Origin of the sequence: Mesorhizobium sp. Ca11 (genome assembly GCF_020165275.1) — a bacterium.
Lineage (GTDB): Bacteria > Pseudomonadota > Alphaproteobacteria > Rhizobiales > Rhizobiaceae > Mesorhizobium.
The window spans coordinates 123,197-145,424 of the sequence record NZ_JAIUHU010000011.1; the positions used below are offsets into that span (position 1 = coordinate 123,197).

At 63.0% G+C, this 22,228-nt stretch carries 23 protein-coding genes; 5 read left to right on the forward strand and 18 right to left on the reverse strand.

All coding sequences use genetic code 11. The features are described 5' to 3' along the window. Nucleotides 1-98: 98 nt before the first annotated feature. The gene (gene gltA, locus LB538_RS20070; RefSeq protein ID WP_224528714.1) at nucleotides 99-1,427 is read left to right on the forward strand and encodes a citrate synthase; all 1,329 of its coding nucleotides are present in this window, start codon (nucleotides 99-101) and stop codon (nucleotides 1,425-1,427) included. 74 nt (nucleotides 1,428-1,501) lie between these two features. On the opposite strand, the gene lpxB is transcribed toward gltA, so the two are convergent. The 13 genes from lpxB to LB538_RS20135 all read right to left on the reverse strand — a co-directional run bounded on the left by lpxB (nucleotide 1,502) and on the right by LB538_RS20135 (nucleotide 14,630). Next, the gene (gene lpxB, locus LB538_RS20075) at nucleotides 1,502-2,683 is read right to left on the reverse strand and encodes a lipid-A-disaccharide synthase (protein ID WP_224528716.1); all 1,182 of its coding nucleotides are present in this window, start codon (nucleotides 2,681-2,683) and stop codon (nucleotides 1,502-1,504) included. Then, on the reverse strand, nucleotides 2,673-3,590 hold the full coding sequence (locus LB538_RS20080; RefSeq protein ID WP_224528725.1) for an LpxI family protein: 918 nt from the start codon (nucleotides 3,588-3,590) through the stop codon (nucleotides 2,673-2,675). The genes lpxB and LB538_RS20080 overlap by 11 nt, the downstream gene beginning before the upstream one ends. Beyond that, complete coding sequence (lpxA, locus tag LB538_RS20085; protein ID WP_224528728.1) at nucleotides 3,577-4,413, reverse strand: acyl-ACP--UDP-N-acetylglucosamine O-acyltransferase; 837 nt, start codon at nucleotides 4,411-4,413, stop codon at nucleotides 3,577-3,579. The genes LB538_RS20080 and lpxA overlap by 14 nt, the downstream gene beginning before the upstream one ends. A 15-nt stretch (nucleotides 4,414-4,428) precedes the next feature. Continuing rightward, on the reverse strand, nucleotides 4,429-4,890 hold the full coding sequence (gene fabZ / locus LB538_RS20090) for a 3-hydroxyacyl-ACP dehydratase FabZ (protein WP_095765364.1): 462 nt from the start codon (nucleotides 4,888-4,890) through the stop codon (nucleotides 4,429-4,431). Further along, the gene (lpxD, locus tag LB538_RS20095; protein ID WP_224528731.1) at nucleotides 4,883-5,938 is read right to left on the reverse strand and encodes a UDP-3-O-(3-hydroxymyristoyl)glucosamine N-acyltransferase; all 1,056 of its coding nucleotides are present in this window, start codon (nucleotides 5,936-5,938) and stop codon (nucleotides 4,883-4,885) included. Before lpxD ends, fabZ begins: the two co-directional genes overlap by 8 nt. Before the next feature lie 78 nt (nucleotides 5,939-6,016). Further along, nucleotides 6,017-8,380 (reverse strand): outer membrane protein assembly factor BamA, encoded by a 2,364-nt coding sequence (gene bamA / locus LB538_RS20100; protein WP_224528734.1) that lies wholly within the window; start codon nucleotides 8,378-8,380, stop codon nucleotides 6,017-6,019. Between the two features lie 218 nt (nucleotides 8,381-8,598). Then, a complete protein-coding gene (gene rseP, locus LB538_RS20105; protein ID WP_224528736.1) occupies nucleotides 8,599-9,741 on the reverse strand; it encodes an RIP metalloprotease RseP in 1,143 nt (380 codons plus the stop codon). 104 nt (nucleotides 9,742-9,845) lie between these two features. Next, nucleotides 9,846-10,661 carry a phosphatidate cytidylyltransferase gene (locus LB538_RS20110; RefSeq protein ID WP_224528740.1) on the reverse strand — a complete coding sequence of 272 codons (816 nt, stop codon included), beginning with the start codon at nucleotides 10,659-10,661 and terminating at the stop codon, nucleotides 9,846-9,848. Nucleotides 10,662-10,673: 12 nt separating this feature from the next. Continuing rightward, nucleotides 10,674-11,393 carry an isoprenyl transferase gene (locus LB538_RS20115; RefSeq protein WP_140545922.1) on the reverse strand — a complete coding sequence of 240 codons (720 nt, stop codon included), beginning with the start codon at nucleotides 11,391-11,393 and terminating at the stop codon, nucleotides 10,674-10,676. A 31-nt stretch (nucleotides 11,394-11,424) separates the two neighbouring features. Beyond that, complete coding sequence (frr, locus tag LB538_RS20120; RefSeq protein WP_095765618.1) at nucleotides 11,425-11,979, reverse strand: ribosome recycling factor; 555 nt, start codon at nucleotides 11,977-11,979, stop codon at nucleotides 11,425-11,427. 84 nt (nucleotides 11,980-12,063) lie between these two features. Further along, nucleotides 12,064-12,786: a UMP kinase gene (gene pyrH, locus LB538_RS20125; protein ID WP_095765617.1), complete on the reverse strand. Its 723-nt coding sequence runs from the start codon at nucleotides 12,784-12,786 to the stop codon at nucleotides 12,064-12,066. A gap of 168 nt (nucleotides 12,787-12,954) precedes the next feature. Then, a complete protein-coding gene (locus tag LB538_RS20130; RefSeq protein WP_224528754.1) occupies nucleotides 12,955-14,064 on the reverse strand; it encodes an aldo/keto reductase in 1,110 nt (369 codons plus the stop codon). A gap of 38 nt (nucleotides 14,065-14,102) precedes the next feature. Next, the gene (locus tag LB538_RS20135; protein ID WP_224528757.1) at nucleotides 14,103-14,630 is read right to left on the reverse strand and encodes a nuclear transport factor 2 family protein; all 528 of its coding nucleotides are present in this window, start codon (nucleotides 14,628-14,630) and stop codon (nucleotides 14,103-14,105) included. Between the two features lie 114 nt (nucleotides 14,631-14,744). On the opposite strand from LB538_RS20135, the gene LB538_RS20140 reads away from it, so the two are divergent. Then, nucleotides 14,745-15,671 (forward strand): LysR family transcriptional regulator, encoded by a 927-nt coding sequence (locus LB538_RS20140; protein ID WP_224528760.1) that lies wholly within the window; start codon nucleotides 14,745-14,747, stop codon nucleotides 15,669-15,671. Between the two features lie 53 nt (nucleotides 15,672-15,724). On the opposite strand, the gene tsf is transcribed toward LB538_RS20140, so the two are convergent. The 5 genes from tsf to LB538_RS20165 all read right to left on the reverse strand — a co-directional run bounded on the left by tsf (nucleotide 15,725) and on the right by LB538_RS20165 (nucleotide 19,521). After that, nucleotides 15,725-16,645 carry a translation elongation factor Ts gene (gene tsf / locus LB538_RS20145; RefSeq protein ID WP_224528763.1) on the reverse strand — a complete coding sequence of 307 codons (921 nt, stop codon included), beginning with the start codon at nucleotides 16,643-16,645 and terminating at the stop codon, nucleotides 15,725-15,727. A gap of 121 nt (nucleotides 16,646-16,766) precedes the next feature. Continuing rightward, nucleotides 16,767-17,546, reverse strand: a complete 780-nt coding sequence (gene rpsB, locus LB538_RS20150) for a 30S ribosomal protein S2 (protein WP_095765354.1) — start codon at nucleotides 17,544-17,546, stop codon at nucleotides 16,767-16,769. Nucleotides 17,547-17,721: 175 nt separating this feature from the next. Then, entirely contained in the window at nucleotides 17,722-18,333 is a 612-nt protein-coding gene (locus LB538_RS20155; protein WP_224528766.1) for a LysE family translocator, read from the reverse strand. Further along, on the reverse strand, nucleotides 18,330-18,608 hold the full coding sequence (locus tag LB538_RS20160; protein WP_140841277.1) for a DUF4031 domain-containing protein: 279 nt from the start codon (nucleotides 18,606-18,608) through the stop codon (nucleotides 18,330-18,332). Before LB538_RS20160 ends, LB538_RS20155 begins: the two co-directional genes overlap by 4 nt. Nucleotides 18,609-18,690: 82 nt before the next feature. Further along, nucleotides 18,691-19,521: a cell envelope integrity EipB family protein gene (locus tag LB538_RS20165; protein WP_224528784.1), complete on the reverse strand. Its 831-nt coding sequence runs from the start codon at nucleotides 19,519-19,521 to the stop codon at nucleotides 18,691-18,693. A 139-nt stretch (nucleotides 19,522-19,660) separates the two neighbouring features. Between LB538_RS20165 and LB538_RS20170 the strand changes: the two genes are divergently transcribed. From LB538_RS20170 to LB538_RS20180, 3 genes are read left to right on the forward strand one after another with little or no spacing between them, the layout of a single operon-like run. Further along, a complete protein-coding gene (locus LB538_RS20170; RefSeq protein WP_224528804.1) occupies nucleotides 19,661-20,125 on the forward strand; it encodes a RidA family protein in 465 nt (154 codons plus the stop codon). A gap of 8 nt (nucleotides 20,126-20,133) precedes the next feature. Next, nucleotides 20,134-20,862: a glycerophosphodiester phosphodiesterase gene (locus tag LB538_RS20175; protein ID WP_224528806.1), complete on the forward strand. Its 729-nt coding sequence runs from the start codon at nucleotides 20,134-20,136 to the stop codon at nucleotides 20,860-20,862. Between the two features lie 55 nt (nucleotides 20,863-20,917). Next, the gene (locus tag LB538_RS20180; protein WP_224528808.1) at nucleotides 20,918-22,132 is read left to right on the forward strand and encodes a GNAT family N-acetyltransferase; all 1,215 of its coding nucleotides are present in this window, start codon (nucleotides 20,918-20,920) and stop codon (nucleotides 22,130-22,132) included. The last annotated feature ends 96 nt before the right edge of the window (nucleotides 22,133-22,228 follow it).

Genomic DNA, 22,228 nt, shown 5'->3' on the forward strand with positions numbered 1-22,228 from the left:
CCTCCTAAAATGCGGTGGCGAGTTCGCGCATTCCGGTGACTTCGACGTGTCGTTTGCAGGAATTGCCTTGCCGGCATGAGGAACAAAAGGAGTTGAGAATGAGCGAAGCTGCGACAAAACCGGAACCGGGCAGCAAAAAGCGCGAGTCGGCCGCCAGGCTTGAGCTCGCCGGCAAGATGCACGAACTAAAGGTGCGAAGCGGAACGGTCGGGCCGGACGTCATCGACATCGGTTCGCTCTACAGCACCACCGGCGCCTTCACTTACGATCCCGGCTTCACCTCCACCGCGAGCTGCGAATCGGGGATCACCTTCATCGACGGCGATGCCGGCATCCTGCTGCATCGCGGCTTCCCGATCGATCAGCTCGCCGAGCACGGCGACTTCCTCGAGGTCTGCTATCTGCTGCTCTACGGCGAGTTGCCGACCAAGGCGCAGAAGGACGACTTCGATTATCGCGTGACGCGCCACACGATGGTGCATGAGCAGATGTCGCGCTTCTTCACCGGCTTCCGCCGCGACGCGCATCCGATGGCGGTGATGTGCGGCGTGGTCGGCGCGCTGTCGGCCTTCTATCACGACTCGACCGACATCTCGGACCCCTATCAGCGCATGGTCGCCTCGATGCGCCTGATCGCCAAGATGCCGACGATCGCGGCGATGGCCTATAAGTACCATATTGGCCAACCCTTCATTTACCCGAAGAACGATCTCGGCTTCGCGGCCAACTTCCTGCACATGTGCTTTGCCGTGCCGTGCGAGGAATACAAGATCAATCCGGTGCTGGCGCGCGCCATGGACCGCATCTTCATCCTGCACGCCGACCACGAGCAGAACGCTTCGACCTCGACCGTGCGCCTGGCCGGCTCGTCGGGCGCCAACCCGTTCGCCTGCATCGCCGCCGGCATCGCCTGCCTGTGGGGTCCGGCGCATGGCGGCGCCAACGAAGCGGCCCTCAACATGCTGGGCGAGATCGGCCATGTCGATCACATCCCCGAGTTCATCGCCCGCGCCAAGGACAAGAACGACCCGTTCCGGCTGATGGGCTTCGGGCACCGCGTCTACAAGAACTATGATCCGCGCGCCAAGATCATGCAGAAGACCGCGCATGAGGTGCTGGGCGAGCTCGGCATCAAGGACGATCCTCTGCTCGACATCGCGATGGAGCTGGAAAAGATCGCGCTGACCGACGAGTATTTCATCGAAAAGAAGCTCTACCCGAATGTCGACTTCTATTCCGGCATCACGCTGAAGGCGCTGGGCTTCCCCACCACGATGTTCACCGTGCTGTTCGCGGTCGCCCGCACCGTCGGCTGGATCGCGCAGTGGAAGGAAATGATCGAGGATCCGCACCAGAAGATCGGCCGGCCGCGCCAGCTCTACACCGGCGCTACGGAACGCGATTACGTGCCGATTGCGAAAAGGTAATTGAGCGAATAGCGAAATAGCAAGTAGCGAATAGGGGAAACGGGCGAAGCCGACACAGCCCTATTCGCTATTCGCTACTCCCTATTCACTCTCTTTATGCACCCCATCACCACCTCGGCGGCGATCTCGCCCGAGGGCCGATCGGTCGCCATGCGCCGGGCAATCTCGGCAAAGCCCGCCTTTTGCCAGGCGCGCATGCCGGTGTCGGCAAACAGGGCTTCCAGCTGCCGCGCCAGGTTCTCCGGCCGGACATACTGATCGTAGAATTCCGGCACCAGCGCGCGATCGGATATCAAATTGGGCAGCAGCGCCGACCACGTCGTCACCATATGCTGCAGAAGCTGGCGCGCGATCGGGTCGAGCTTGTAGCAGGAAACCATCGGAACGCCCGCGAGCGCCAGTTCCAGCGAAACCGTCCCAGACGCGATCAACGCCGCGTCGGCCTTGCCGAAGGCCTGCCATTTGCGGTCCGGCTCGGTGATGATTTCCGGCTTGTCGTCCCAGCTCGCGACCGAGGCCTTCACCAGCTCGGCGACATGCGGCACCGTCGGCAACAGCAAGCGCAGGCGGTGGCCGCGCTGGCGCAGCGCCGACATCGCCTTGCCGAAGGGCTCGATCAGCCGCCGCACCTCGCCGCGGCGCGAGCCGGGCAGCACCAGCACCGTCTTGACGCGGTCGTCGGCGAGATCGCGCGGCTGGCTCTGCGCCTTGGCGGCGCCAAGCACGCCCGGATCCTGCGTCAACCGGTGGCCGACATAAGTGCCCGGCGGTCCGCCAAGACGAGCGAGCGCCTTCACCTCGAACGGCAGGATACAGAGGATGTGATCGACATAGGGCTTCATCGCCACCGCCCTGCCCGGCCGCCAGGCCCATACGCTCGGGCAGACATAATGGACGATCGGAATGGCCGGTGCCGTTGCGCGGATCTTCTTTGCGACACGCAGCGAAAAGTCCGGACTGTCGATGGTGATCAGGCAATCGGGCCGCTCGGCCGCGATCATCGCCGCCGTCTGGCTGATGCGGCGCATCAGCCGCGGCAGGTCGCGCAGCACCGCGCTGAAGCCCATCAGCGCGATCTCGCCGCCATCGAAGAGTGGGGTCAGCCCCAGTTGCTGCAGGTGGCGGCCACCAATGCCGACGAGCTGCACCTTGCGGCCCGTCGTGCGCTCGAGCGCCCGCACGATGTCGGCGCCAAGCAGATCGCCGGATTCCTCGCCGGCGACGATCGCGAGCTTGAGCGGCTTGTCAGCGACCATTAGCCGGCTCCCCATTGGACGCCTCCATGGCGGGCAGGCCGATGATGAACAGGCCGAGAGCATTGGCGCGCGCCAGCGTTTCCGGACCTTCGAGAATTAGGGCGTGGCCGGCTTCCAGCGCAATGCCGGCCAGCCCGGCGGCGTGTGCGGCTTCGATCGTCTGCGGGCCGATGGAGGGCAAGTCGGCGCGCAGCTCCTGCCCAGGCTTGGCGCATTTGACCAGTACGCCGCGCGCCTTGCCGGCCAGCCTGCCGTGGCTGCGCAATTCCCGCGTTCTGTCGAGCAGGCCGGCAGTGCCCTCGATGCCTTCCAGCGCGATGGCTCGACCTCCTATCGCAATCGCCGCCTGGCCGATATCGAGCGCGCCAATGGCTTTGGCGGCGGCGCGCCCGGCTTTGATGTCGCGCCAGTCGGATTGGTTTGGACGAGCCGCCGTCAACGTGCCTTCGCCGGCCGTCAGTTCGGGAACGACCTCATGCGCGCCGACCACCGCAATGCCCCGATCTTCAAGGCTTCGGGTCAACACTTTCAGCAAGCCGTCGTCGCCGCGTCTCAGCGCTCTGATCACGGAACGTATTATGGCCAGCAAGCCAAGTGTCGGTCGAATCTTGCTCAAACGCGGCCTGCGCTTGATTTCGCCGGCAAGAACGAGATGCGTGATCCCATTGCGCTTCAACAAGGGAAGCAGCAGGCCGATATCTTCCAGTGCCAGCGTCTGCCGCTCGTAGGCGGAAAAGTCCGCCTCGCGGTCGACCTCACCCTCGGCGATGATCACGAAGGGCACAAAACCTTGCTTGAGCAGACCATCGGCAACTTCGACGGGCAGGCTGCCCCCACCGGCGATGATGCCGACCCTGGAGCCCGGCGCGAGTACGAGCCCTGCCTTGGCCGGCTCAGCCCTCGTCATCGCCGCTGTCGTCGTCGCCGTCGCCCTTGAGCGATGGGACGGCAAAGTGCCGTTTGCCGCGACTTGTGATGAAATCGATGATCTTCATGGCCGTTGGCGACCCGGCGAACTCGGCCTTGGCGAGTTCCACATTCTCGCCGACGGTGCGGGAACGATCGAAGATCGTCCTATAAGCCTTGCGCAGCAGGTAGATTTCGGAACGCGGCAGGCCGGCGCGCTTGAGACCTATGATGTTCAGCCCACGCAGCTTGGCGCGGTTGCCGGCGGCGATGGCATAAGGAATGACGTCGCCAACGACCGCCGCGCAGCCGCCGATGAACACATTATCGCCGAGGCGCACGAATTGATGAACGGCGGTCAGGCCGCCGATATAGACGTTGTCGCCGATCTCGCAATGTCCGCCCAGCGTCGCGCCATTGGCGAAGGTGGCGTTCTTGCCGACGACGCAATCATGGGCGATGTGGGCATAGGCGAGGAAGTTGCCGTTGTCGCCGACAGTCGTCTCGCCACGGCTGGTGTCGGTGCCGACATGCATTGTGACGCCTTCACGAATGGTGCAGTTCGCTCCGATGACCAGAGTAGTGCGACCGCCCTTGTGCTTGGTGTTTTGCGGCGGCGCGCCGAGCGTCGCCATCGGATAGACCTTTGTCCCCGCCCCGATGGACGTGGCGCCCATCACCGACACATGGCTGACCAGTTCGACGCGGTCGCCGAGGATCGAATCGGCGCTGACATGGCAGAAGGGTCCGATACGGACGCCTTCGCCGAGCTTGGCTCCTTCTTCGACGACCGAGGAAGGATGGATGGATGTCGCGACTTTCATGAGCATTTCGAACCGTCAGCCGGTAACCATCATGGCCGAAACCTCGGCTTCGGCGGCTTTCGCGCCGTCAACCATCGCCTCGCAGGCGAATTTCAGCAGGTTGCCGCGTTTTTTGATCTTCTTGACGTGGATCCTGAGCTGATCGCCTGGAACGACCGGCTTGCGGAATTTCGCGTTGTCGATGGTCATGAAATAAACCAGCGACGGCTTCTCGGTGTTGAGGCTGCGAATGCAGATCGCGCCTGCGGTCTGGGCCATCGCCTCGATGATGAGCACGCCGGGCATGACTGGCTGCTGGGGAAAGTGGCCCTGGAAATGCGGCTCGTTGATGGTCACGTTCTTGATGCCGACTGCGGACTCGTCGCCGTCTATGTCGACGATGCGATCGATCAGCAGGAACGGATAGCGGTGCGGCAGGAGCTTCATAAGCCCCATGATGTCGACCGCGTCGAGTGAAGTTGCCACCGTATCAGCCATTTCCGTCGCCTTGCTTGCGCGTCCTGGCCATCCTGCGCAGCATCGCTATCTCGCGCATGGCTTCCGCCATGGGTTGCGCCGGGTAACCTCCCCAGACCTCGCCTGCCGGCACGTTGTTCATGAATCCACTTCTCGCAGCAAGCTTGGCTCCTGGCCCGATGGTCAGATGATCGGCGAGGCCGACACCGCCGCCCATGGTGACATTGTCGCCGACGACGACGGAACCGGAAATACCCGAAAGCCCAGCTATAATGCAATTGCGGCCGATGCGAACATTGTGGGCGATCTGCACCAGATTGTCGATCTTGGTGCCCTGGCCGATGACGGTGTCGGACATCGCGCCGCGGTCGACAGTCGAATTGGAGCCGATCTCGACATCGTCCTGGATGATGACGCGGCCGATCTGCGGGACGCGTTCAGGCCCTTTGGCGCCGCCGACAAAGCCGAAACCATCCTGGCCGATCCTGGCGCCGCCATGGATGATGACGCGGTTGCCGATAAGCGCATATTGAATGCTGACGCCGGGGCCGATGAAGCCGTCGCGGCCGATCTGGCAGGAACGGCCGACAACGGCGTGGGGCGCAACGACCGTGCCGCTGCCGATGGATACGCCGGCACCGATCACGGCGCCTGCCTCTACGATCGCCCCGTCCTCGATATGCGCGGATGGATCGATAAACGCATGGGGCGATATGCCGGTTTCTCCGGTCAATGGCCCCGGAGTCGCAGCCTGCGGAAACAACAGGCGCCCGACCATCGCGAAAGCTTGTTGCGGGCGCGGATGCATCAGCACCGCGATGCCCGGCGGCGCCTTGCTAGCGAAATCGGCGGGGCATAGCACCGCGGCCGCCCTGAGCGACGGCATCAAGGCGAAATTGCGCTTGCCGTCGACAAAGACGAGCGCGCCGTTGCCACCCTCGTTGGCGGGAGCCAGCGCCTCGATGGCAATTTCGGCCTGATCGGAATCGAACAGGCTGGCGCCGGTCAGATTCGCGACCTCGCCAGCCGTGTACCGGCGTGAAGGCGCGAAGAACACCGGATCGGTCATTCCAGAAGTAATATCCAGCTGGGTTGGATCGGTCCACTCCGGGCCGTCATCCGGCCCGGAACCATCGCAACCACAAAGTTAGAAGCGGGTCGCGATACCGAAGTTGAATTCCTGCACGTCGTCGGTCGACTCTTTCTTGACCGGGATCGCATAGTCGATGCGGATCGGGCCGAACGGCGACGCCCACATCAGGCCGACACCGACCGAGGCGCGTAGCTTCATGTCCGTCGATTCCTGCGCAACCGAAGTAATCTTGGTTCCGTAAAGCGTTGCCGCATCGGCAAACACGGCACCACGCAAGCCGAAGCTTTCTGGAATGACAGGCAGCGGGAACTGCGCTTCGGCCGACGCATTGAAATAGGTCGTGCCGCCGAGATGATCGCCCGTGAGCGGATCCACAGGGCCGATGCCGCCATACTCAAAGCCGCGGATCATGCGATCGTTGCTTTGGAACTGGTCGAAGATACGCAGACCGTTGTCGCCATAGCCCGCAATGTAGCCTGCGCCGCCAGAAACGAGGCCGACAAGGTCGAGCTGCTCCGACAACGTCTGATACACGCTTGCACGCCCGGTCACTTTGACCCACTTAGCATCGCCGCCGAGACCAGCAACTTCGGTTACACCAGTGACGTAGAGACCCTCATGCGGGTTCTTCATGTCATCGATGGTGTTGTAGACCAAGCCCAAACTGACCGATGACTTTAGCCAAGGGCTCTCGCCGACACCCTCAATAATGGCCGGAGAGATCGTGCATGGGCTGCCAGGAACATACACGCCGCCTGTCAGACAGTTATCAGCAATCGAATACTTCTCTTGCGAGATATTGTACGCCAGCTGCGTCGAAACGTTGTCGGTGATCGGCAGGCCGAAGCGGATCGTCGCGCCGGTTGTGTCTGTGTCGTAGTGATCGTATTCGCGGGTGGACTTGTAAATATCGAAGCCCGCCGCAATACGCCGGCCGAGGAAGTAAGGCTCGGTGAACGAAATGGCATAGTCGCGCGAATGCCTGCCGCCGCCGGCCGACAGCTTGATGTACTGGCCGCGCCCGAGGAAGTTACGCTCGGTGATCGAGCCTTCGATCGACGGGCCGGGCGTGTCGCCGCCAGTCGAATAACCAGCGCCGATCGAGAATTCGCCGGTCGACTTCTCGACCACGGTGACCACCAGCACGACCTGGTCCGGCGCCGAGCCGGGGACGGTCGAAATGTCGACAGACTGGAAATAATCAAGGGCTTCCAGCCGCTTCTTCGCGCGCTGGATGAGAACCTGGTTGAAGGCATCGCCTTCACTGACGTCGAATTCGCGACGGATGACATAGTCGCGCGTGCGGTCGTTGCCGCGGATTTCGATGCGCTCGACATAGGCCTTGGTGCCCTGGTCGATGGTGTAGACAACCGAAATGGTGTGGTTCTCGAAATTGCGGTCGCCGCGCGGCGTCACCTGGGCGAAGGCGTAGCCCGAACCCGCGACCTTCTCGGTCAACGCGACGATCGAATCCTCGACGTCCTTGGCATTGTAGACGTCGCCCTTGTGGGTTTCGACCGCCGATTCCAGCGACTTCGAATCGACTTCCGGGATAGTGCTTTCCACGCTGACGTCGCCGAACGTATAGCGATCGCCTTCCTGCACGGTGATGGTGACCGTGTATTTGTTGGTGGCGTCGTCAAGCTCGCCGACGGCCGAGACGACCTGGAAGTCGGCATAGCCGTGATTGTAGTAGAAGCGGCGCAGCAGCTCCTGGTCGGCGCGCAGCTTGTCCTCGTCATAGACGTCGTCGCGCAGCACGAAGGACAGCCAGGACGAGCGCTTGGTGTTGATGACGTCCGACAGGCGGCGGCTGGAATAAGCGTGGTTGCCGACGAAGTTGATCGCCGCGATCTGGGTGCGGCCGCCTTCGTTGATGTTGAAGACAACGTTCACGCGATTGTCGCCGAGATCCATGACCTGCGTGGTCACCGCGGCGTCGTCGCGGCCAATGCGCTTGTAAGCCGTCTTGATCGCCTCGACATCGGCGTCCAGCGCCTGCTGCGAGAAGGTTGCACGCGGCTTCAGCTGGATACCCATCTGAAGCGCGTTGTCCTTGATCTTCTTGTTGCCCTGGAACAGGACCTGGTTGACGACCTTGTATTCGGAAACCTTGACGACCAGGCTCGAACCGACCTGGTTGATCTGAACGTCCGAGAACAGACCTGTGCCGAACAGCGCCTTGACGGCGTCGTCGATATCGGAGCTGGAGAAAGGCTTGCCCGGCTTGATCGAAATGTAATTGCGGATGGTTTCCGCATCGACGCGCTGGTTGCCGCTGACCTCGACACGCGAAATGACCGCGGCCTCGGCCACCGACGTGGCGGCGAACTGCACTGCGAGCGCGCCTGGCACGACCAGAGCGGCGGACAAAGCCGCCGCGGAAGCGGCGCTCAGAAACTTGGATGCTGCCTTCATCGGGCTTTTGTACCTTTTTCTCGTAGTCCCCACGGCGAGAAAACCGGACGTGCGGTATTTTCCCTTACCGTATTAACCGGATTTTCCCTACACGCAAGGCTCCCGGTTAATTTGTATTTACTTAACCGTACCGCGTGGCTTTCGCGTCACGCATATCCCCACGCATGGTAAACGGCATCTCAATATGACCGAAGCTGAAGCCAAATTTCTTCATGATTTCAGCATCCAAACAGATCGTTCCAAAATACGAAGCCCATGAATCCGAGCACCAGGAACAACCCGGTCCGGTAGGCCATCTCCATCGTTCGCTCCGAAACGGGCCGCCTGATGACGGCCTCCACGCCGTAGAACAACAGGTGGCCGCCGTCGAGGGGGGGAATCGGCAGCAGATTGAGAAATCCTATTCCGACTGACAGAAATGCAACAAGCTGCACCAGCCACTCGAAGCCGAGCTTGGCTGCCTGGCCCGACATCTTCGCGATCTTGATCGGACCGCCCAACTGGCATTTGTCCTCGCGTCCAAGCGCAAAGCGTTGCAGGAACTGGCCGGTGCGCTCGATCACGTGCCCGGTTTCCTCGACCGCCGCCACCACGGCGCCGGCCGGCGTGTAGGAGATCAGGCGCGGCTGGCCGAGTTCGGCGTTGTTGACGACGCCGATGACCGCGACTTTGACCTTGTTGCCCAGTGCATCCTGCTGCTCCATGGGCTCCGGCGCGGCCGTAACGTCGATTTCCTTGCCGTCGCGCAGCATGGTGAAGGTGATGGCGTCGCCAGCCCGGCCTGAAACCAGCCGCTGCACGTCGGCGAAGGTCTCTACCTTGCTGCCATCGACTTTGACGAATCGGTCGCCCGGCCGGATTCCGGCTTTTTCCGCCGGGCTGCCGGCGGTCACCTCGGCCACCATCGGCTCCAGGACCGGACGGCCATAGAGGGAAAACAGCACCGCGAATACGGCGATCGTCAGCAGGAAATTGAACAGCGGCCCCGCAACGACGGTAGCGGCGCGCTTCCAGATCGGTTGCGTGTGGAAGGCGACCTCGCGCTCGGCATCCGTCAGCGATTCGATCTCCTCCGTGCTCGGCTGGCTCGACGTCGCATTCATGTCGCCGACGAATTTGACGTAGCCGCCAAGCGGAATGGCGCAAAGCTTCCAGCGCGTGCCGCGGCGGTCGTAAAAGCCGAAGAGCTCGGGGCCGAAGCCGACGGAAAAAGCCTTCACGCCGATGCCGCACCAGCGGCCGATCAGATAGTGGCCCATCTCGTGGACGAACACGACGACGGTCAGCACGAACAAAAACGGCACGAGCGTGCCAAGGACGAAGCCTTGCGTGCTGAAAACCGCGTGAAAGATGTCGTTCAAGTCATGCCCTCAAATTCGCCCGCACACGACATTCCACCGCGACTGTGGCATCAATCCGGGCGAATCGGTGGCGCGCGCCATTTTTCGCCTTACTGCTGTGTCGTTCAGTTTAGAAAAAGCCCCAATGCCGGATGCTCGGCGCCCGCCGCGACCCAGCCCATGACGTACAGTGCGAACGCGGCCGCGACAAGCCCGTCCACCCTGTCCATGACCCCGCCATGGCCGGGAATGAGATTGCTCGAATCCTTGGCGCCGTGCCGGCGCTTGACCCATGATTCGAACAGGTCGCCGGCTTGCGAAACGATCGACAGAGCAAGCGCCACCAGGCCAAGCTGAACGAGATTGCCGGCGCCGGCTGCGATTGAGAGCAAAACTCCGGCGATAACGCCGCCGACGGCGCCGCCCAGCGCGCCGCTCTGCGTCTTGCCGGGCGAGATTGACGGCGCGAGCTTCGGGCCGCCGACCGCGCGGCCGACGAAATAGGCAGCTATGTCGGTTGCCCAGACCACGGCGAACAGGAAGAGAATCGCAATCAGCCCGGAATGATTGTCGTCACGGAGATAGGCGAGCGAAAAGCCGGATAGTGCTGCGTAGGCCACCCCCGAGGCTTCCCACGGCGCGGCCCCCTTGGTCCGAGCGACAATGGCCGCGACCGCCACCAGGATCGCGACGAGGAGCAGCAGCCACAAGGCCGGCAGGCCGGCGATCAGGGCGCCGACGAAGATCAGAATCAGTGCTTCGGGCAGGAAGCCGAGCGCCGCGCCGTTCCCGGCGCGCGCCATGCGCGTCCATTCATAGAAGATCAGCGCCGCTATTGCGGCGCAGAACAGCCGGAACGGCAATCCGCCGAGCCAGGTGAGCCCAAGCGTCAGAGCCGCCATCACGATTGCCGAGATGACGCGCTGCTGGAGGTTGCTCATGCGTGGCGGCGCCTAAAGCGCGACATCGCGGGCGGCGAGCCCGCCAAAGCGTCGTTCGCGGCCGGCAAAGTCGCGCAAGGCGTCGGCCAGGTGCTCGCGGCTGAAGTCCGGCCAATAGCAAGGCAGGAAAACGAGCTCGCTATAGGCAGCCTGCCAGAGAAGGAAGTTCGACAGCCTGAGCTCGCCGCTGGTCCTGATCACCAGCTCGGGATCGGGAATGCCCTTTGTGTCGAGCGATGCGGCAAAACTTTCGGCCGTGATCGCCTCGCTCGCCATGTCGCCGCGCGCGACGGCCTCCGCCAGCTTGCGCGCTGTGCGCACGATCTCGTCGCGGCCGCCGTAATTGAAGGCGATGACCAGTGTCAGCGCCTCATTGCCGGCGGTCAGCGATTCGGCCTCCTGCAGCAGCCCCCGGATATCGGGCTGCAGCCCCTCTTTGTCGCCGATCACCCTCACCCGCACACCGTTCTGATGCAGTTCGGCAAGATCGCGGCGGATGAACAGCTTCAAAAGCCCCATGAGGTCGCTGACCTCGGATTTCGGCCGCGACCAGTTCTCCGATGAAAATGCGTAGACCGTCAGATAGGAGATGCCGAGCTCGGGTGCGGCGCGGACCGTCTTGCGCAGGGCCTCAACGCCGGCGCGGTGTCCCGCAAGGCGCGGCAAGCCGCGCGCCTTGGCCCAGCGTCCGTTTCCATCCATGATGATCGCGACATGCGCGGGCGTTGCCATAGTCTCGCTTTCGAGCCGGAAAGTCCCGACCCTAAACCTGCATGATTTCAGCTTCCTTATCGGAAAGCAGGTGATCGATGGTGCTGATCATCTCGTCGGTCAGCTTCTGGACCTGGTCGGACCGCTTGCGCTGATCGTCCTCGCTGATGGTGCCGTCCTTCTCAGCCTTCTTGAGGAAATCCATGCCGTCGCGGCGGACATGGCGCACCGCGACGCGTGCGTTCTCGGCATAGCCATGCGAGATCTTGACCAGTTCCTTGCGGCGCTGCTCGTTGAGTTCCGGCAGCGGGATCCTGAGATTGGTGCCGTCGACGATCGGATTGAAGCCCAGATTGGCTTCGCGGATAGCGCGGTCGACCGCGCTGACCATCGACTTGTCCCAGACCGAGACCGAAATCATGCGCGGCTCCGGCACCGTCACGTTGGCCACCTGGTTGATCGGCATCGTCGTGCCGTAGGCCTGGACCTGGACGGCGTCGAGCAGGTTGCTGGAGGCTCGGCCGGTGCGCAGCGACGCCAGGTCGTGCTTGAAGGCGGCGATCGCCCCGTCCATGCGTCGCTTCAGGTCTTCGAACTCGCCACTCATGATCATCTCCTCGACCCGTTCGCCGGGTTCACTGCTTATGCCGTCGTGCCGTCCGCGGTACCGTTCAACGGATGCCGGCCTCGCTTATTTGTCCGCGACGACCGTGCAATGGCCGCCGCCCCTTAGAATATCGCCGAAACCACCTTTTTCGTGGATCGAATAGACGATTATCGGAATGTTGTTTTCACGCGCAAGTGCAATCGCGGCTGTGTCCATGATCGCAAGCCCGCGTTTGATGACTTCGGCGTGGCTGATGCGGTCGAAACGGACCGCGTTCGGGTCCTTCTTGGGGTCGGCCGAATAGACCCCGTCGACTTGCGTGCCTTTGAACAGCGCATCGGCGCCGATCTCGGCGGCGCGCAGGGCCGCGGCCGAATCGGTGGTGAAGAACGGATTGCCGGTGCCGCCGGCGAAAATGACCACCTTGCCCTGGTTCATATAGGCTGTCGCCTGGCGTTGGGAAAAGCTCTCGCAAAGTTCCGGCATTGCGATCGCCGAAAGCACAACGGCATCGACGCCGATCTTGTTGAGCGAGGTGCGCAGCGCCAGCGAGTTGATGACGGTGGCGAGCATGCCCATGTGATCGCCGGTGACCCGGTCGCCGCCTTTCGAGGCCACAGCCACGCCCCGAAAAATGTTGCCGCCGCCGATGACGACACCCACTTCGACGCCCAGCGCGCGCGCCTCGGCAATGTCGGCGGCGATGCGGTCGACAACGGAGACATCGATGCCGAAATGCTGCTCGCCCATCAACGCTTCGCCGGAAGCCTTCAGCACGACACGTCGATAGAGGGGCTTCACCGTCATCTCATTCCTCGAATATCTCGGCGCGACAATTTTGGAGGCAAAACCGCCCCCGCTTCATCCGGCGATGCTGTCATGACGGGTTGACCCGATACACGAAGGGCGCGGCGATGTCACGCCGCGCCCTCGTGCAAAATTCCAGGCTTTTTCGGTCAGTTGCCGCCTCTTTGATCAACGGCTGGAGACGCTGACCGCCTCGCCTTCGATCATGACCGCGGGCGAATAACCGGCCGGCTTGTCGCCGGTCACGGCGCCGCCGGTCACCCGGACCTGGATCTCGGAGCCGAAATAGGAATGCGGGAACGGCGCCGGCATGGCGCTGACCTTTTCCAGCCGCGCCCGAAGCTCGGCGGGAATCGAAAAATCGAGCGCGCCGAGATTGTCCTGCAGCTGAGTGAGCTTCGTCGCTCCAAGGATGACGGAAGCGATGCCTGGCTGCGTCGCCACCCAGTTGAGCGCAACCTGGGCCATGCTGCGGCCGAGCTCGGCCGCCACCTTCTCGAGTTCCGCCACGATCGCCCAGTTGCGGTCGCTGAACTTCTGGAAGCCGGGATGCGTGGTGTTGCGGAAACCGTCGAGCCGCCCGGCCCTTCCGGCTTGCGTCGGCTTGTATTTGCCGCTGAGCAGCCCGCTGGCCAGCGGGCTCCACACCATGATGCCGGCGCCATGACGGGTGCCGAAAGGCACATATTCATGTTCGATGGCGCGCTCGGCGAGCGAATATTCGAGCTGCAGCGCCGAGACCGGCTCGTAGCCGCGCAGTTCGGCGATCGCCTGGGCGCGGCCGGCATACCAGGCCGGCACGTCGGAGAGGCCGATATGGCGCACCTTGCCGGCGCGAACGAGGTCGTCCAGCGTGCGCAGCACCTCCTCAGCCGGGGTAATCCTGTCCCAGACATGCAGAAGATAAAGGTCGATATAGTCAGTGCCGAGCCGTTTCAGCGAGGCGTCCACGGCCCGCATAATGTTCTTGCGGCCGTTGCCGCCGGCATTCGGATTGCCGGCCTCGGAATTCATGGTGAATTTTGTGGCGATCACCGCCTTATCGCGCAGGCCGCGCTCGGCGACGAACTCGCCGAGCCAGGTCTCGGCGGTACCGCCAGTATAGAGGTCGGCCGTGTCGAAGAAATTGCCGCCCGCTTCGGCATAGGCGTCGAATATCGCGCGGGCTGTGTCCCTGTCCGCGCCCCAGCCCCATTCGGTGCCGAAGGTCATGGTACCGAGCGCCAGCCGGCTGACGCGCAGGCCGCTGTTGCCAAGCGTGTAATAGGTCATGGTCATGGTGGTGGTCTCCCGATTCTGAACTGATTTCCTGCCGGTCACTGGCCGGGGGTGGCCTTGACCCAGGGATTCCCGCGCTCATGCGTCATGCGGAAGGTGAAGCCGTCGACCTTCCAGCCGGAAGCCGAGCGCGTCAGGTGGTGCTCGTAGATGCCCCAGACTTCCCAGAGCGGATCGCCATTGCCTTCCATCCGGTTCCAGGCATAGCCATTGGAGCGGACAGTCGCGGCATCGGCTTCGAGCACGACCTCATGGTTGGTGCGCAGATGCAGGCTGGTCTTGCTGCCCTTGAGGTTGCCCGCCCAGGCGCCGATCAGGTCGTCGGACGCGATGTTGGCCGCGGGCTGGCCGGACAGGCTGCTGAAATCGGCGGTGACACGCTCGGCGAAATAGCTGCGCGCCAGCTTCCAGTCCTGCGCATCCACCGCGCGGTCGATGGCGTCGGCGATGCGGATGACGGCACGCTCGTCGGCAAGGGCCTGCCAGCCGGCCGGTTCGGCACCGCCGGCATCGACCGGCGCCAGCACCATTCCTGCGGCAAAAGTTACATGTCTCAACGCGTTCATTTGGTCTCTCCTTGGCCATCAGCCCGCCGCCGATGTGTTGAAGCCAATATGAGCCGGCTCAGGGGCATCGATAAGATTGCATTGTTCGCAAAGACTGTGCGATATCATTCATGAATGGATCGCGATCTGCTCACACACCTTCCGGTCATTGTCGCCGTGGCCCGACGCGGCGGCTTCGCGCTTGCCGCGGCTGAGCTGGGCATGAGCCCGTCTGCCGTCAGCCATGCGGTGCGGCTGGTGGAGGAGCGCATCGGCCAGCCGCTCTTTGCGCGCACGACGCGCAGCGTCTCGCTGACCGAGGCAGGCAAAGCGCTGGTGGAGACTGCGGGCCCTGCCCTGCAAGACATCGCCGAGCGGATGGACCGCATTCGAGGCGTGAAGGGAAGGCCCGCCGGCCTGCTCAGGATCAACGCCTCCAACATAGCGATCCCCCTGGCGGTGACGCCGGTGGTCGCGGCGATGGGGGAACGCTATCCCGACGTGACGGTCGAGATCGTTGCCGATCAGGGACTTATCGATATCGTCGGGGAAGGGTTTGACGCCGGCATCCGGCTGGGTGAAATGATCGCGCAGGACATGGTCACCGTCAGGATGACGCCACCGTTCAAAGCCGTGATTGTTGCTTCTCCCGCCTATGTCGCAAAGCGCGGGCGTCCGCGCGACGTGGCCGATCTCGCCAATCACAACTGCATCGGCTACCGGCTGGTTCGGTCAGGCGCGCTTTACCGCTGGGACCTGAACGACAACGGCAAGGATGTCGTTGTCGAGACGCGCGGCACGACCGTCGTCACGGATTCGCTTGGCGCCGTCGATCTGGCGCTGGCCGGCGTCGGGCTCGCCTACGTCTTCGAGCCGCTGGTGCGCGCCGACCTTGCCGCCGGGCGCCTCGTCCAGATCCTGCCGCAGACGGCGATCGAGGAGCCTGGCCTTTTCCTTTATTTCCCGCGCCGCGCGTCGATGGCGCCGAAGCTCAGGGCCTTTATCGATACCGCACAAGAAATCGGCCGGGCGTCCATGCGGACACCCGGCCGAGTCGCCTGAGCTCGTGAGCTCGTCACCTTAAGGAAACGCCGCGCGCTCCTCTCGGATCGGAGCTATTTCTTGACCGCGGCCGCGACTTCCGCCGCGAAATCGGTCGTTTCCTTCTCGATGCCTTCGCCCAGCGCGAAGCGCAGATAGGAGGTGATCTTCGCCGGAGCGCCGATCTCCTTCTCGGCATCCTTCAGCGCCTTCTCGACGGTGATGTCGGGATTGAGCACGAAGGCCTGCTTCAAAAGCACCACCTCTTCGTAGAACTTGCGCAGCCGGCCCTCGACCATCTTCTCGATGATGGCTTCCGGCTTGCCCGACTGGCGCGCCTGGTCGGAGAAGATCGCCTTCTCGCGCTCGATCAGCGCCGGGTCGACCTCTTCGGCCGTCAGCGCCACCGGGTTGGTGGCGGCGACGTGCATGGCAACCTGGCGGGCAAAGGCGTTCGCGGCATGCTCGTTGCCGGTGGTCTCGATCGCAACCAGCACGCCGAGCTTGCCCAGCCCATCGGCAACCGCATTGTGGACATAGGTCGCCACCACGCCCTGCGGCACGGTGAGCTTGGCCGAACGGCGGAAATTGATGTTCTCGCCGATGGTGCCGACCGCGTCCTTGACGGTCTCGGTGACCGTCTTGTCGGAGCCCGGATACTTGGCGGCGGCAACCGCTTCGGTTGCGCCATAGGCGAGCGCGACCTTCGCGACATTGCGGACCAGTTGCTGGAACTGCTCGTTGCGGGCGACGAAGTCGGTCTCGGAATTGACCTCGACGATGGCCGCCTCACGCACGCCGGCGTCGACGCCGATCAGGCCCTCGGCGGCAGTGCGCCCGGCCTTCTTGTCGGCCTTGGAGATACCCTTCTTGCGCAGCCAGTCGACGGCCGCTTCCATGTCGCCGTTGGTCTCGTTCAACGCCGCCTTGCAGTCCATCATGCCCGCGCCGGTCAAGTCGCGGAGTTCTTTGACCTGTGCAGCCGAAATGCTCATTGTCGCCTCTTTGTCTCAAATGCGCCGACGCACCAACCGGGACTCGGGTGATGCGCTCGGCAAAAGCGCTTTAGCGCGCCAACTTATTGGAAAGATGAAGGCCGGGATCCGGCCTTCCTTATCAAGCTTCCGGAGCTTCTGCGGCCGGAGCGTCGAGCGCCGGCTCGACCGGAGCCTCCGCCGAAGCGCCGATGTCGACGCCGAGCGCGCCCTGCTGACGGGCGATGCCGTCGATGGCGGCCTTGGCGATCAGGTCGCAATAGAGCTGGATCGCGCGGGCCGCGTCGTCATTGCCGGGGATCGGGAAGTCGATCTTGTCCGGGTCGCAGTTCGAATCGATGATGGCCACGACCGGAATGCCGAGGCGCTTGGCCTCGAGGATGGCGATCGCTTCCTTGTTGGTGTCGATGACGAACATCAGGTCCGGCGTCGAGCCCATGTCCTTGATGCCGCCGAGAGCCTTGTTGAGCTTCTCGCGCTCGCGGTCGAGGTTCAGGCGCTCCTTCTTGGTGAGGCCCTGGGCCTCGCCGGAGAGCGTCTCGTCGAGCTTGCGCAGGCGCTGGATCGAGTTCGAGATCGTCTTCCAGTTGGTGAGCATGCCGCCCAGCCAACGCGAATTGACATAGTACTGGGCCGAACGCTGCGCCGCGTCGGCGACGATGTCGGACGCCTGGCGCTTGGTGCCGACGAACAGCACGCGGCCGCCCTTGGCGACGGTGTCGGACACCTGCTTCAGGGCCTGGTGCAGCAGCGGCACCGTCTGCGACAGGTCGATGATGTGGATGTTGTTGCGGGCGCCGTAGATGTAGGGCGCCATCTTCGGGTTCCAGCGGTGGGTCTGGTGGCCGAAGTGAACACCAGCTTCCAAAAGCTGGCGCATGCTGAAATCTGGCAGAGCCATTCTTTAGTTCCTTTCCGGTTGGCCTCCACGGACACAGGCATTTCGGACTTATGTCCTGATGCCACCGGAGGTCTCAGCCGGATTTCTCCCGGGCAGACACCAAAGTCCGTGTGTGGAATGAGCGCGCATATAGAGGGGAAGCGTCACAAACGCAAGCTGGGTATCACTTCGCGCATCAACGTGCGGCAATCAGCGCACCGGTACCGATCATCGCGCCGCCAGCGAGCCTGTTTATGAGGCGCATGCGCTTCGGGGTCTTGAACCATCCGGCTGCCCGCCCCGTCATCGCGGCATAGAGACCCATGGTGACGATATTGACGCTGACCACGACAAGGACCACGAGCAGGCCATCGGCGAAGGTCATGGTGTCAAGGTTGAGGATCAGCGGCATGATGGAGGCGTGGAACAGAATCGCCTTCGGATTGCCGAGCGCAATGGACGCGCCGAGAAAGAAGGACCGCGACAGCCGCGCCTGTGTCTGACGAGAGTCGTCTGGTTTCTGGGCGGCCGCCCGCCACATCCTGATGCCGAGAAAGACCAGGTAAGCGGCGCCGGCGTATTTCAGCAAAAGAAAAATCCACTCGAAGGTCTGGGCCAACGCCACCAACCCGAGCAACGCCAGGGTGACCAGGACGGCGTCGCCCGCGGCGACCCCCATGCCGGCTATGAAAGCCCGCGAGAACCCACGCGACAGACCATTGGTGATGACCGCGAACATCGCCGGTCCAGGCGTGGCGGCGGCCAACGAGATCGCGACGCAATAAGCCAGGAACGCCGTCATCGTCATCGTCTTACCTTCCCATTCGGAACCCGGACGCGGCGGAAGATCGCCACGATGTCCTCGCGGCTGCATTCGATCGCCCCAAGCCTGACCGCGCGATCACGCTCGAAGCCAGTGATATCGTAATGCGGCGCCGATGTCTTGGGTGGCCCCTGATAGGACGAACGCTTAAGGCCCAGCTCGGCTGCAAAGCGATGGAGTTCGTCGGTGTTATCGGCGAGCAGATGGCACCAGCGGTGGCCGGCCCATTTCCAGATCGCCGCATCGACATAGACTGCCATCAGGCCCACCGCATTCGGTGAGCCTCACGCATGGTATTCGGAGGCCAAGCCTGCAATCCGGGCCGGCTGCCGTCAGCAATTGCTATTTCGACGCCGGGCAAGGCTTGGTCTGATCGAACAGCGACAGGTTCACCAGCTTGCCGGTCATCGAGAATTCGCCATAGTCCATGACGAGGTCGCGGGTGATGCCGTTCTCGTGCAGCTTGAAGCTGATCCGGTATTCCGGCACCTCTTCGCCTTTGTTGTCGGTATCGTCGAAATAGGCGATGTCGACCGGCCAGTATTTGTCGGTCGCGAGCTTGGCCAGCGCCGGCGCCTCCGGGTCGGATTTCTGGACATCGGTCTTCTTGCCGACGATGACGGTGGTGGTCATCACCTTGTTGGCGTCCTCAGAGCCGTCGAACAGATTGGTCTGGTAGAAATTCTCGCCCTTTTCGGCCTTGCCGATCAGCTCGACCAGATGCTGGGTCGGGAACTGCGTCGCTGCAAGCTCGAGGCTGTTCTTCACAGGCTTGTCGATCTCGACTTTCAGGCCCTTCTGCTCCCGGGTCGCGGTGCCTTTCACTTCCTTGTCGAGGTTCTGGTCGGTGAAGGATTTCGTCACGAACGAAAAAGTTTTGCCTTCGGCATCCTCGAACGTGGTCGTCTGCTGGTCCGTCAGCTTCGTGCCGTCGGCGGTGGCAATCTGGGTGACGAAGCGAAATTTCACCGTATAGCCTTCGCAGGCGGAACCATTGAACTCATAGACCATGCGGCCGGTGATGCCGGTAATGCCTGAGCGATCGGAGGCCTTGTTGAGCGTGAGATCGTAGACGGCGCGATGCGCCTGCAGCGCGGGCACCGCAAGGGCCGGCGCCATCGGGAGCATCGCCGAGAAACAGGCGGCGGCGAGAAAAAGGCGCGTTGCGCGCATGCGTTGCTCCGATCGTCGCGGCTGCGAGGCAGACCGCAGGGAAAGATGGTCCAGCTTAAAAAAAGTCGTGGCGGAAGCGAGGCAAAAATAGCAATTTCGGCCCGGCCAACGCGGCGTCTTCCAGCAATAGGGAAAACCAATGAGCGAAACAATCGAAAAGCGGCTAAGCGATCTTGGCGTCACCCTCCCGGCCGCCGCCGCTCCCGCCGCCAACTACGTGCCCTATTGCCGCACCGGCAACACGCTGTTCACCGCCGGCCAGTTGCCGCTGAAGGACGGCAAGCTGCAGGCAAGCGGGTTGCTCGGCCGCGACATCGACACCGCTACAGGCAAGGAAGGCGCGAAATTCTGCGCCATCAACCTCCTGGCGCAGGCCAAGGCCGCGCTGGGCGATCTCGAAAAGGTCCGGCGCCTGGTCAAGATCACCGTCTTCGTCGCCTCCGCGCCGGATTTCGTCGAGCAGCATCTTGTCGCCAACGGCGCCTCCGACTTCCTGGTCGCCGCACTCGGCGAGCGCGGCAAGCATGCCCGCTCCGCCGTCGGCACCGCCTCGCTGCCGCTCAACGCCGCGGTCGAGATCGAAGCGATCTTCGAAGTCGAGTGAGGCTCAACATGACCGATCTGTCCTGGCTGATTGCGCAGCCCGTCGCGCATCGCGGCTTCCACGACATGAACAAGACGCGCTGGGAAAACACGCTGTCGGCTTTCGCCGCGGCGGCCGAGCGCGGCTATGCCATCGAATGCGACGTGCATCTCTCGTCCGACGGCGTCCCGGTCATCATCCATGACGGCGATCTGAAACGGCTGACCGGCCAGGATGGCTTCGTCTGGCAACGCACCGCGGCCGAACTGGCGACGCTCAAGATCGGCGGCACCAAGGACCACGTGCCGACGCTCGAGGAGGCGCTCGACCTGATCGACGGCCGTGTGCCGCTGGTGGTCGAGCTGAAAGGCGTTCCCGGCCACGATGCGGGGCTGGTGGCCAGCGTCGGCCGGTTGCTCAAGCGCTACAACGGCAAGGTGGCGATCATGTCGTTCGATCACTGGCTGATCCGCGACTTCGCCAAGGACGCCCCCGGCATCCCCGGCGGGCTGACCGCCTATGGCAGGGACAACCAGTTGATCGAGGCGCATTTCGCCATGCTCGCGCACGATCTCGCCTTCACCTCCTACGCTGCCGGCGATCTGCCCAACCCCTTCGTCAGCTTCGTGCGCGAAAAGCTGAAGATGCCGGTCATCACCTGGACCGTGCATGACCAGCCGGCTGTCGACCTCACCTTCAAATATGCCGACCAGATGACTTTCGAGGGTTTCGAGCCCGGCCTGGTGAGAGTTGGCTGAGCCGAGTGCCTCAAACGTGACTTGTAGCTGCCCCTGCGAAGCTTAAATAAGCCCCATGGATCAGGGCGACGAAGACGATGGACGGGCAGCGAACGCGGATTATGCGATCCGCATCGCGGCGGGCATCGGCGCCTTCACCTGCGAGGAATGGAACGGCTTTGCCGGAACCACACGCGGCGACCAAGAAAACGGCTACAACCCTCTGGTTTCATTCGCTTTTCTAAGTGCGCTGGAAGATTCCGGCTGCGCTGTCCGGCGCACTGGCTGGCAGGGTCATCACTTGCGGCTGGAAACCGCGCAAGGCAGGCTTCTCGGCGCCGTCCCTTGTTACCTCAAATCGCACAGCCAGGGCGAATATGTCTTCGACCACGGCTGGTCGGACGCCTTCGAGCGCGCCGGCGGCCGCTATTATCCCAAGTTGCAATGCTCGGTGCCGTTTTCACCAGTCACCGGCCCTCGCCTGCTGGTCGGCAAAGGCGAGAATGAAAGTGCGGTGAAGGCAGGACTGGCGGAAGGCCTGAAGCTGGTGACCGACAAGCTCGGCGTCTCGTCCGCGCATGTCACTTTCGCAACCGAGCCGGATGTGGCGAGCCTGGAGGCGGCGGGCTTCCTGCATCGCACCGACCAGCAGTTCCATTTCTTCAACGAAGGCTTTTCGACCTATGACGACTTCCTCGCCACGCTTGCCTCGCGCAAGCGCAAGGCAATGAAGAAGGAGCGCCGGGAAGCGCTTGCCGACGGCATCTCGATCGACTGGCTGACCGGCAAGGACATCACCGAAAGCGCCTGGGACGATTTCTTCGCCTTCTACATGGATACCGGCGGGAGGAAATGGGGCCGGCCCTACCTCAACCGACAGTTCTTCTCGCTGATCGGGGAGCGCATGGCCGACGACATCCTCCTGGTGATGGCAAAGCGGAACGGCCGCTACATTGCCGGCGCCATCAACTTCGTCGGTTCCGACGCGCTCTACGGACGCAACTGGGGCTGCATCGAGGATCACCCCTTCCTGCATTTCGAGGTCTGCTACCATCAGGCGATCGATTTCGCCATCGAGCGCAAGCTCAAGGTGGTGGAGGCAGGCGCGCAGGGCGAGCACAAGCTGGCGCGCGGCTACCGGCCGGTGACCATGCATTCGGCGCACTACTTCTCGCATCCCGGCTTGCGCAACGCCGTCGCCGACTACCTCAGGCGCGAGCGCCGCGAGGTCGAGCGCATGGGCGAATATCTCGAAGAGCACACGCCCTTCCGCAAGGATCTTGGGGAATAGCCGGCCTCACCGCGCGCCATGCCGCTGCGATGAAAACATGAAAACAGAGACTTAAAGCGCGTCGCCCGAATCCATTCCTTACGACGCGCTTTAGCG

Bases quoted from the DNA above. Each gene is read 5' to 3' on its own strand.
- pyrH (WP_095765617.1), bottom strand. From the start codon at position 12,786: ATGACGGTGAAGCCCCTCTATCGACGTGTCGTGCTGAAGGCTTCCGGC.
- LB538_RS20115 (WP_140545922.1), bottom strand. From the start codon at position 11,393: ATGGCAACGCCCGCGCATGTCGCGATCATCATGGATGGAAACGGACGC.
- LB538_RS20110 (WP_224528740.1), bottom strand. From the start codon at position 10,661: ATGAGCAACCTCCAGCAGCGCGTCATCTCGGCAATCGTGATGGCGGCT.
- tsf (WP_224528763.1), bottom strand. From the start codon at position 16,645: ATGAGCATTTCGGCTGCACAGGTCAAAGAACTCCGCGACTTGACCGGC.
- LB538_RS20135 (WP_224528757.1), bottom strand. From the start codon at position 14,630: ATGAACGCGTTGAGACATGTAACTTTTGCCGCAGGAATGGTGCTGGCG.
- fabZ (WP_095765364.1), bottom strand. From the start codon at position 4,890: ATGGCTGATACGGTGGCAACTTCACTCGACGCGGTCGACATCATGGGG.
- lpxD (WP_224528731.1), bottom strand. From the start codon at position 5,938: ATGACCGATCCGGTGTTCTTCGCGCCTTCACGCCGGTACACGGCTGGC.
- gltA (WP_224528714.1), top strand. From the start codon at position 99: ATGAGCGAAGCTGCGACAAAACCGGAACCGGGCAGCAAAAAGCGCGAG.
- LB538_RS20155 (WP_224528766.1), bottom strand. From the start codon at position 18,333: ATGACGATGACGGCGTTCCTGGCTTATTGCGTCGCGATCTCGTTGGCC.
- frr (WP_095765618.1), bottom strand. From the start codon at position 11,979: ATGAGTGGCGAGTTCGAAGACCTGAAGCGACGCATGGACGGGGCGATC.
- LB538_RS20130 (WP_224528754.1), bottom strand. From the start codon at position 14,064: ATGACCATGACCTATTACACGCTTGGCAACAGCGGCCTGCGCGTCAGC.
- LB538_RS20160 (WP_140841277.1), bottom strand. From the start codon at position 18,608: ATGGCAGTCTATGTCGATGCGGCGATCTGGAAATGGGCCGGCCACCGC.
- LB538_RS20175 (WP_224528806.1), top strand. From the start codon at position 20,134: ATGACCGATCTGTCCTGGCTGATTGCGCAGCCCGTCGCGCATCGCGGC.
- LB538_RS20140 (WP_224528760.1), top strand. From the start codon at position 14,745: ATGGATCGCGATCTGCTCACACACCTTCCGGTCATTGTCGCCGTGGCC.
- lpxA (WP_224528728.1), bottom strand. From the start codon at position 4,413: ATGAAAGTCGCGACATCCATCCATCCTTCCTCGGTCGTCGAAGAAGGA.
- LB538_RS20080 (WP_224528725.1), bottom strand. From the start codon at position 3,590: ATGACGAGGGCTGAGCCGGCCAAGGCAGGGCTCGTACTCGCGCCGGGC.
- lpxB (WP_224528716.1), bottom strand. From the start codon at position 2,683: ATGGTCGCTGACAAGCCGCTCAAGCTCGCGATCGTCGCCGGCGAGGAA.
- rpsB (WP_095765354.1), bottom strand. From the start codon at position 17,546: ATGGCTCTGCCAGATTTCAGCATGCGCCAGCTTTTGGAAGCTGGTGTT.
- LB538_RS20180 (WP_224528808.1), top strand. From the start codon at position 20,918: ATGGATCAGGGCGACGAAGACGATGGACGGGCAGCGAACGCGGATTAT.
- bamA (WP_224528734.1), bottom strand. From the start codon at position 8,380: ATGAAGGCAGCATCCAAGTTTCTGAGCGCCGCTTCCGCGGCGGCTTTG.
- LB538_RS20165 (WP_224528784.1), bottom strand. From the start codon at position 19,521: ATGCGCGCAACGCGCCTTTTTCTCGCCGCCGCCTGTTTCTCGGCGATG.
- LB538_RS20170 (WP_224528804.1), top strand. From the start codon at position 19,661: ATGAGCGAAACAATCGAAAAGCGGCTAAGCGATCTTGGCGTCACCCTC.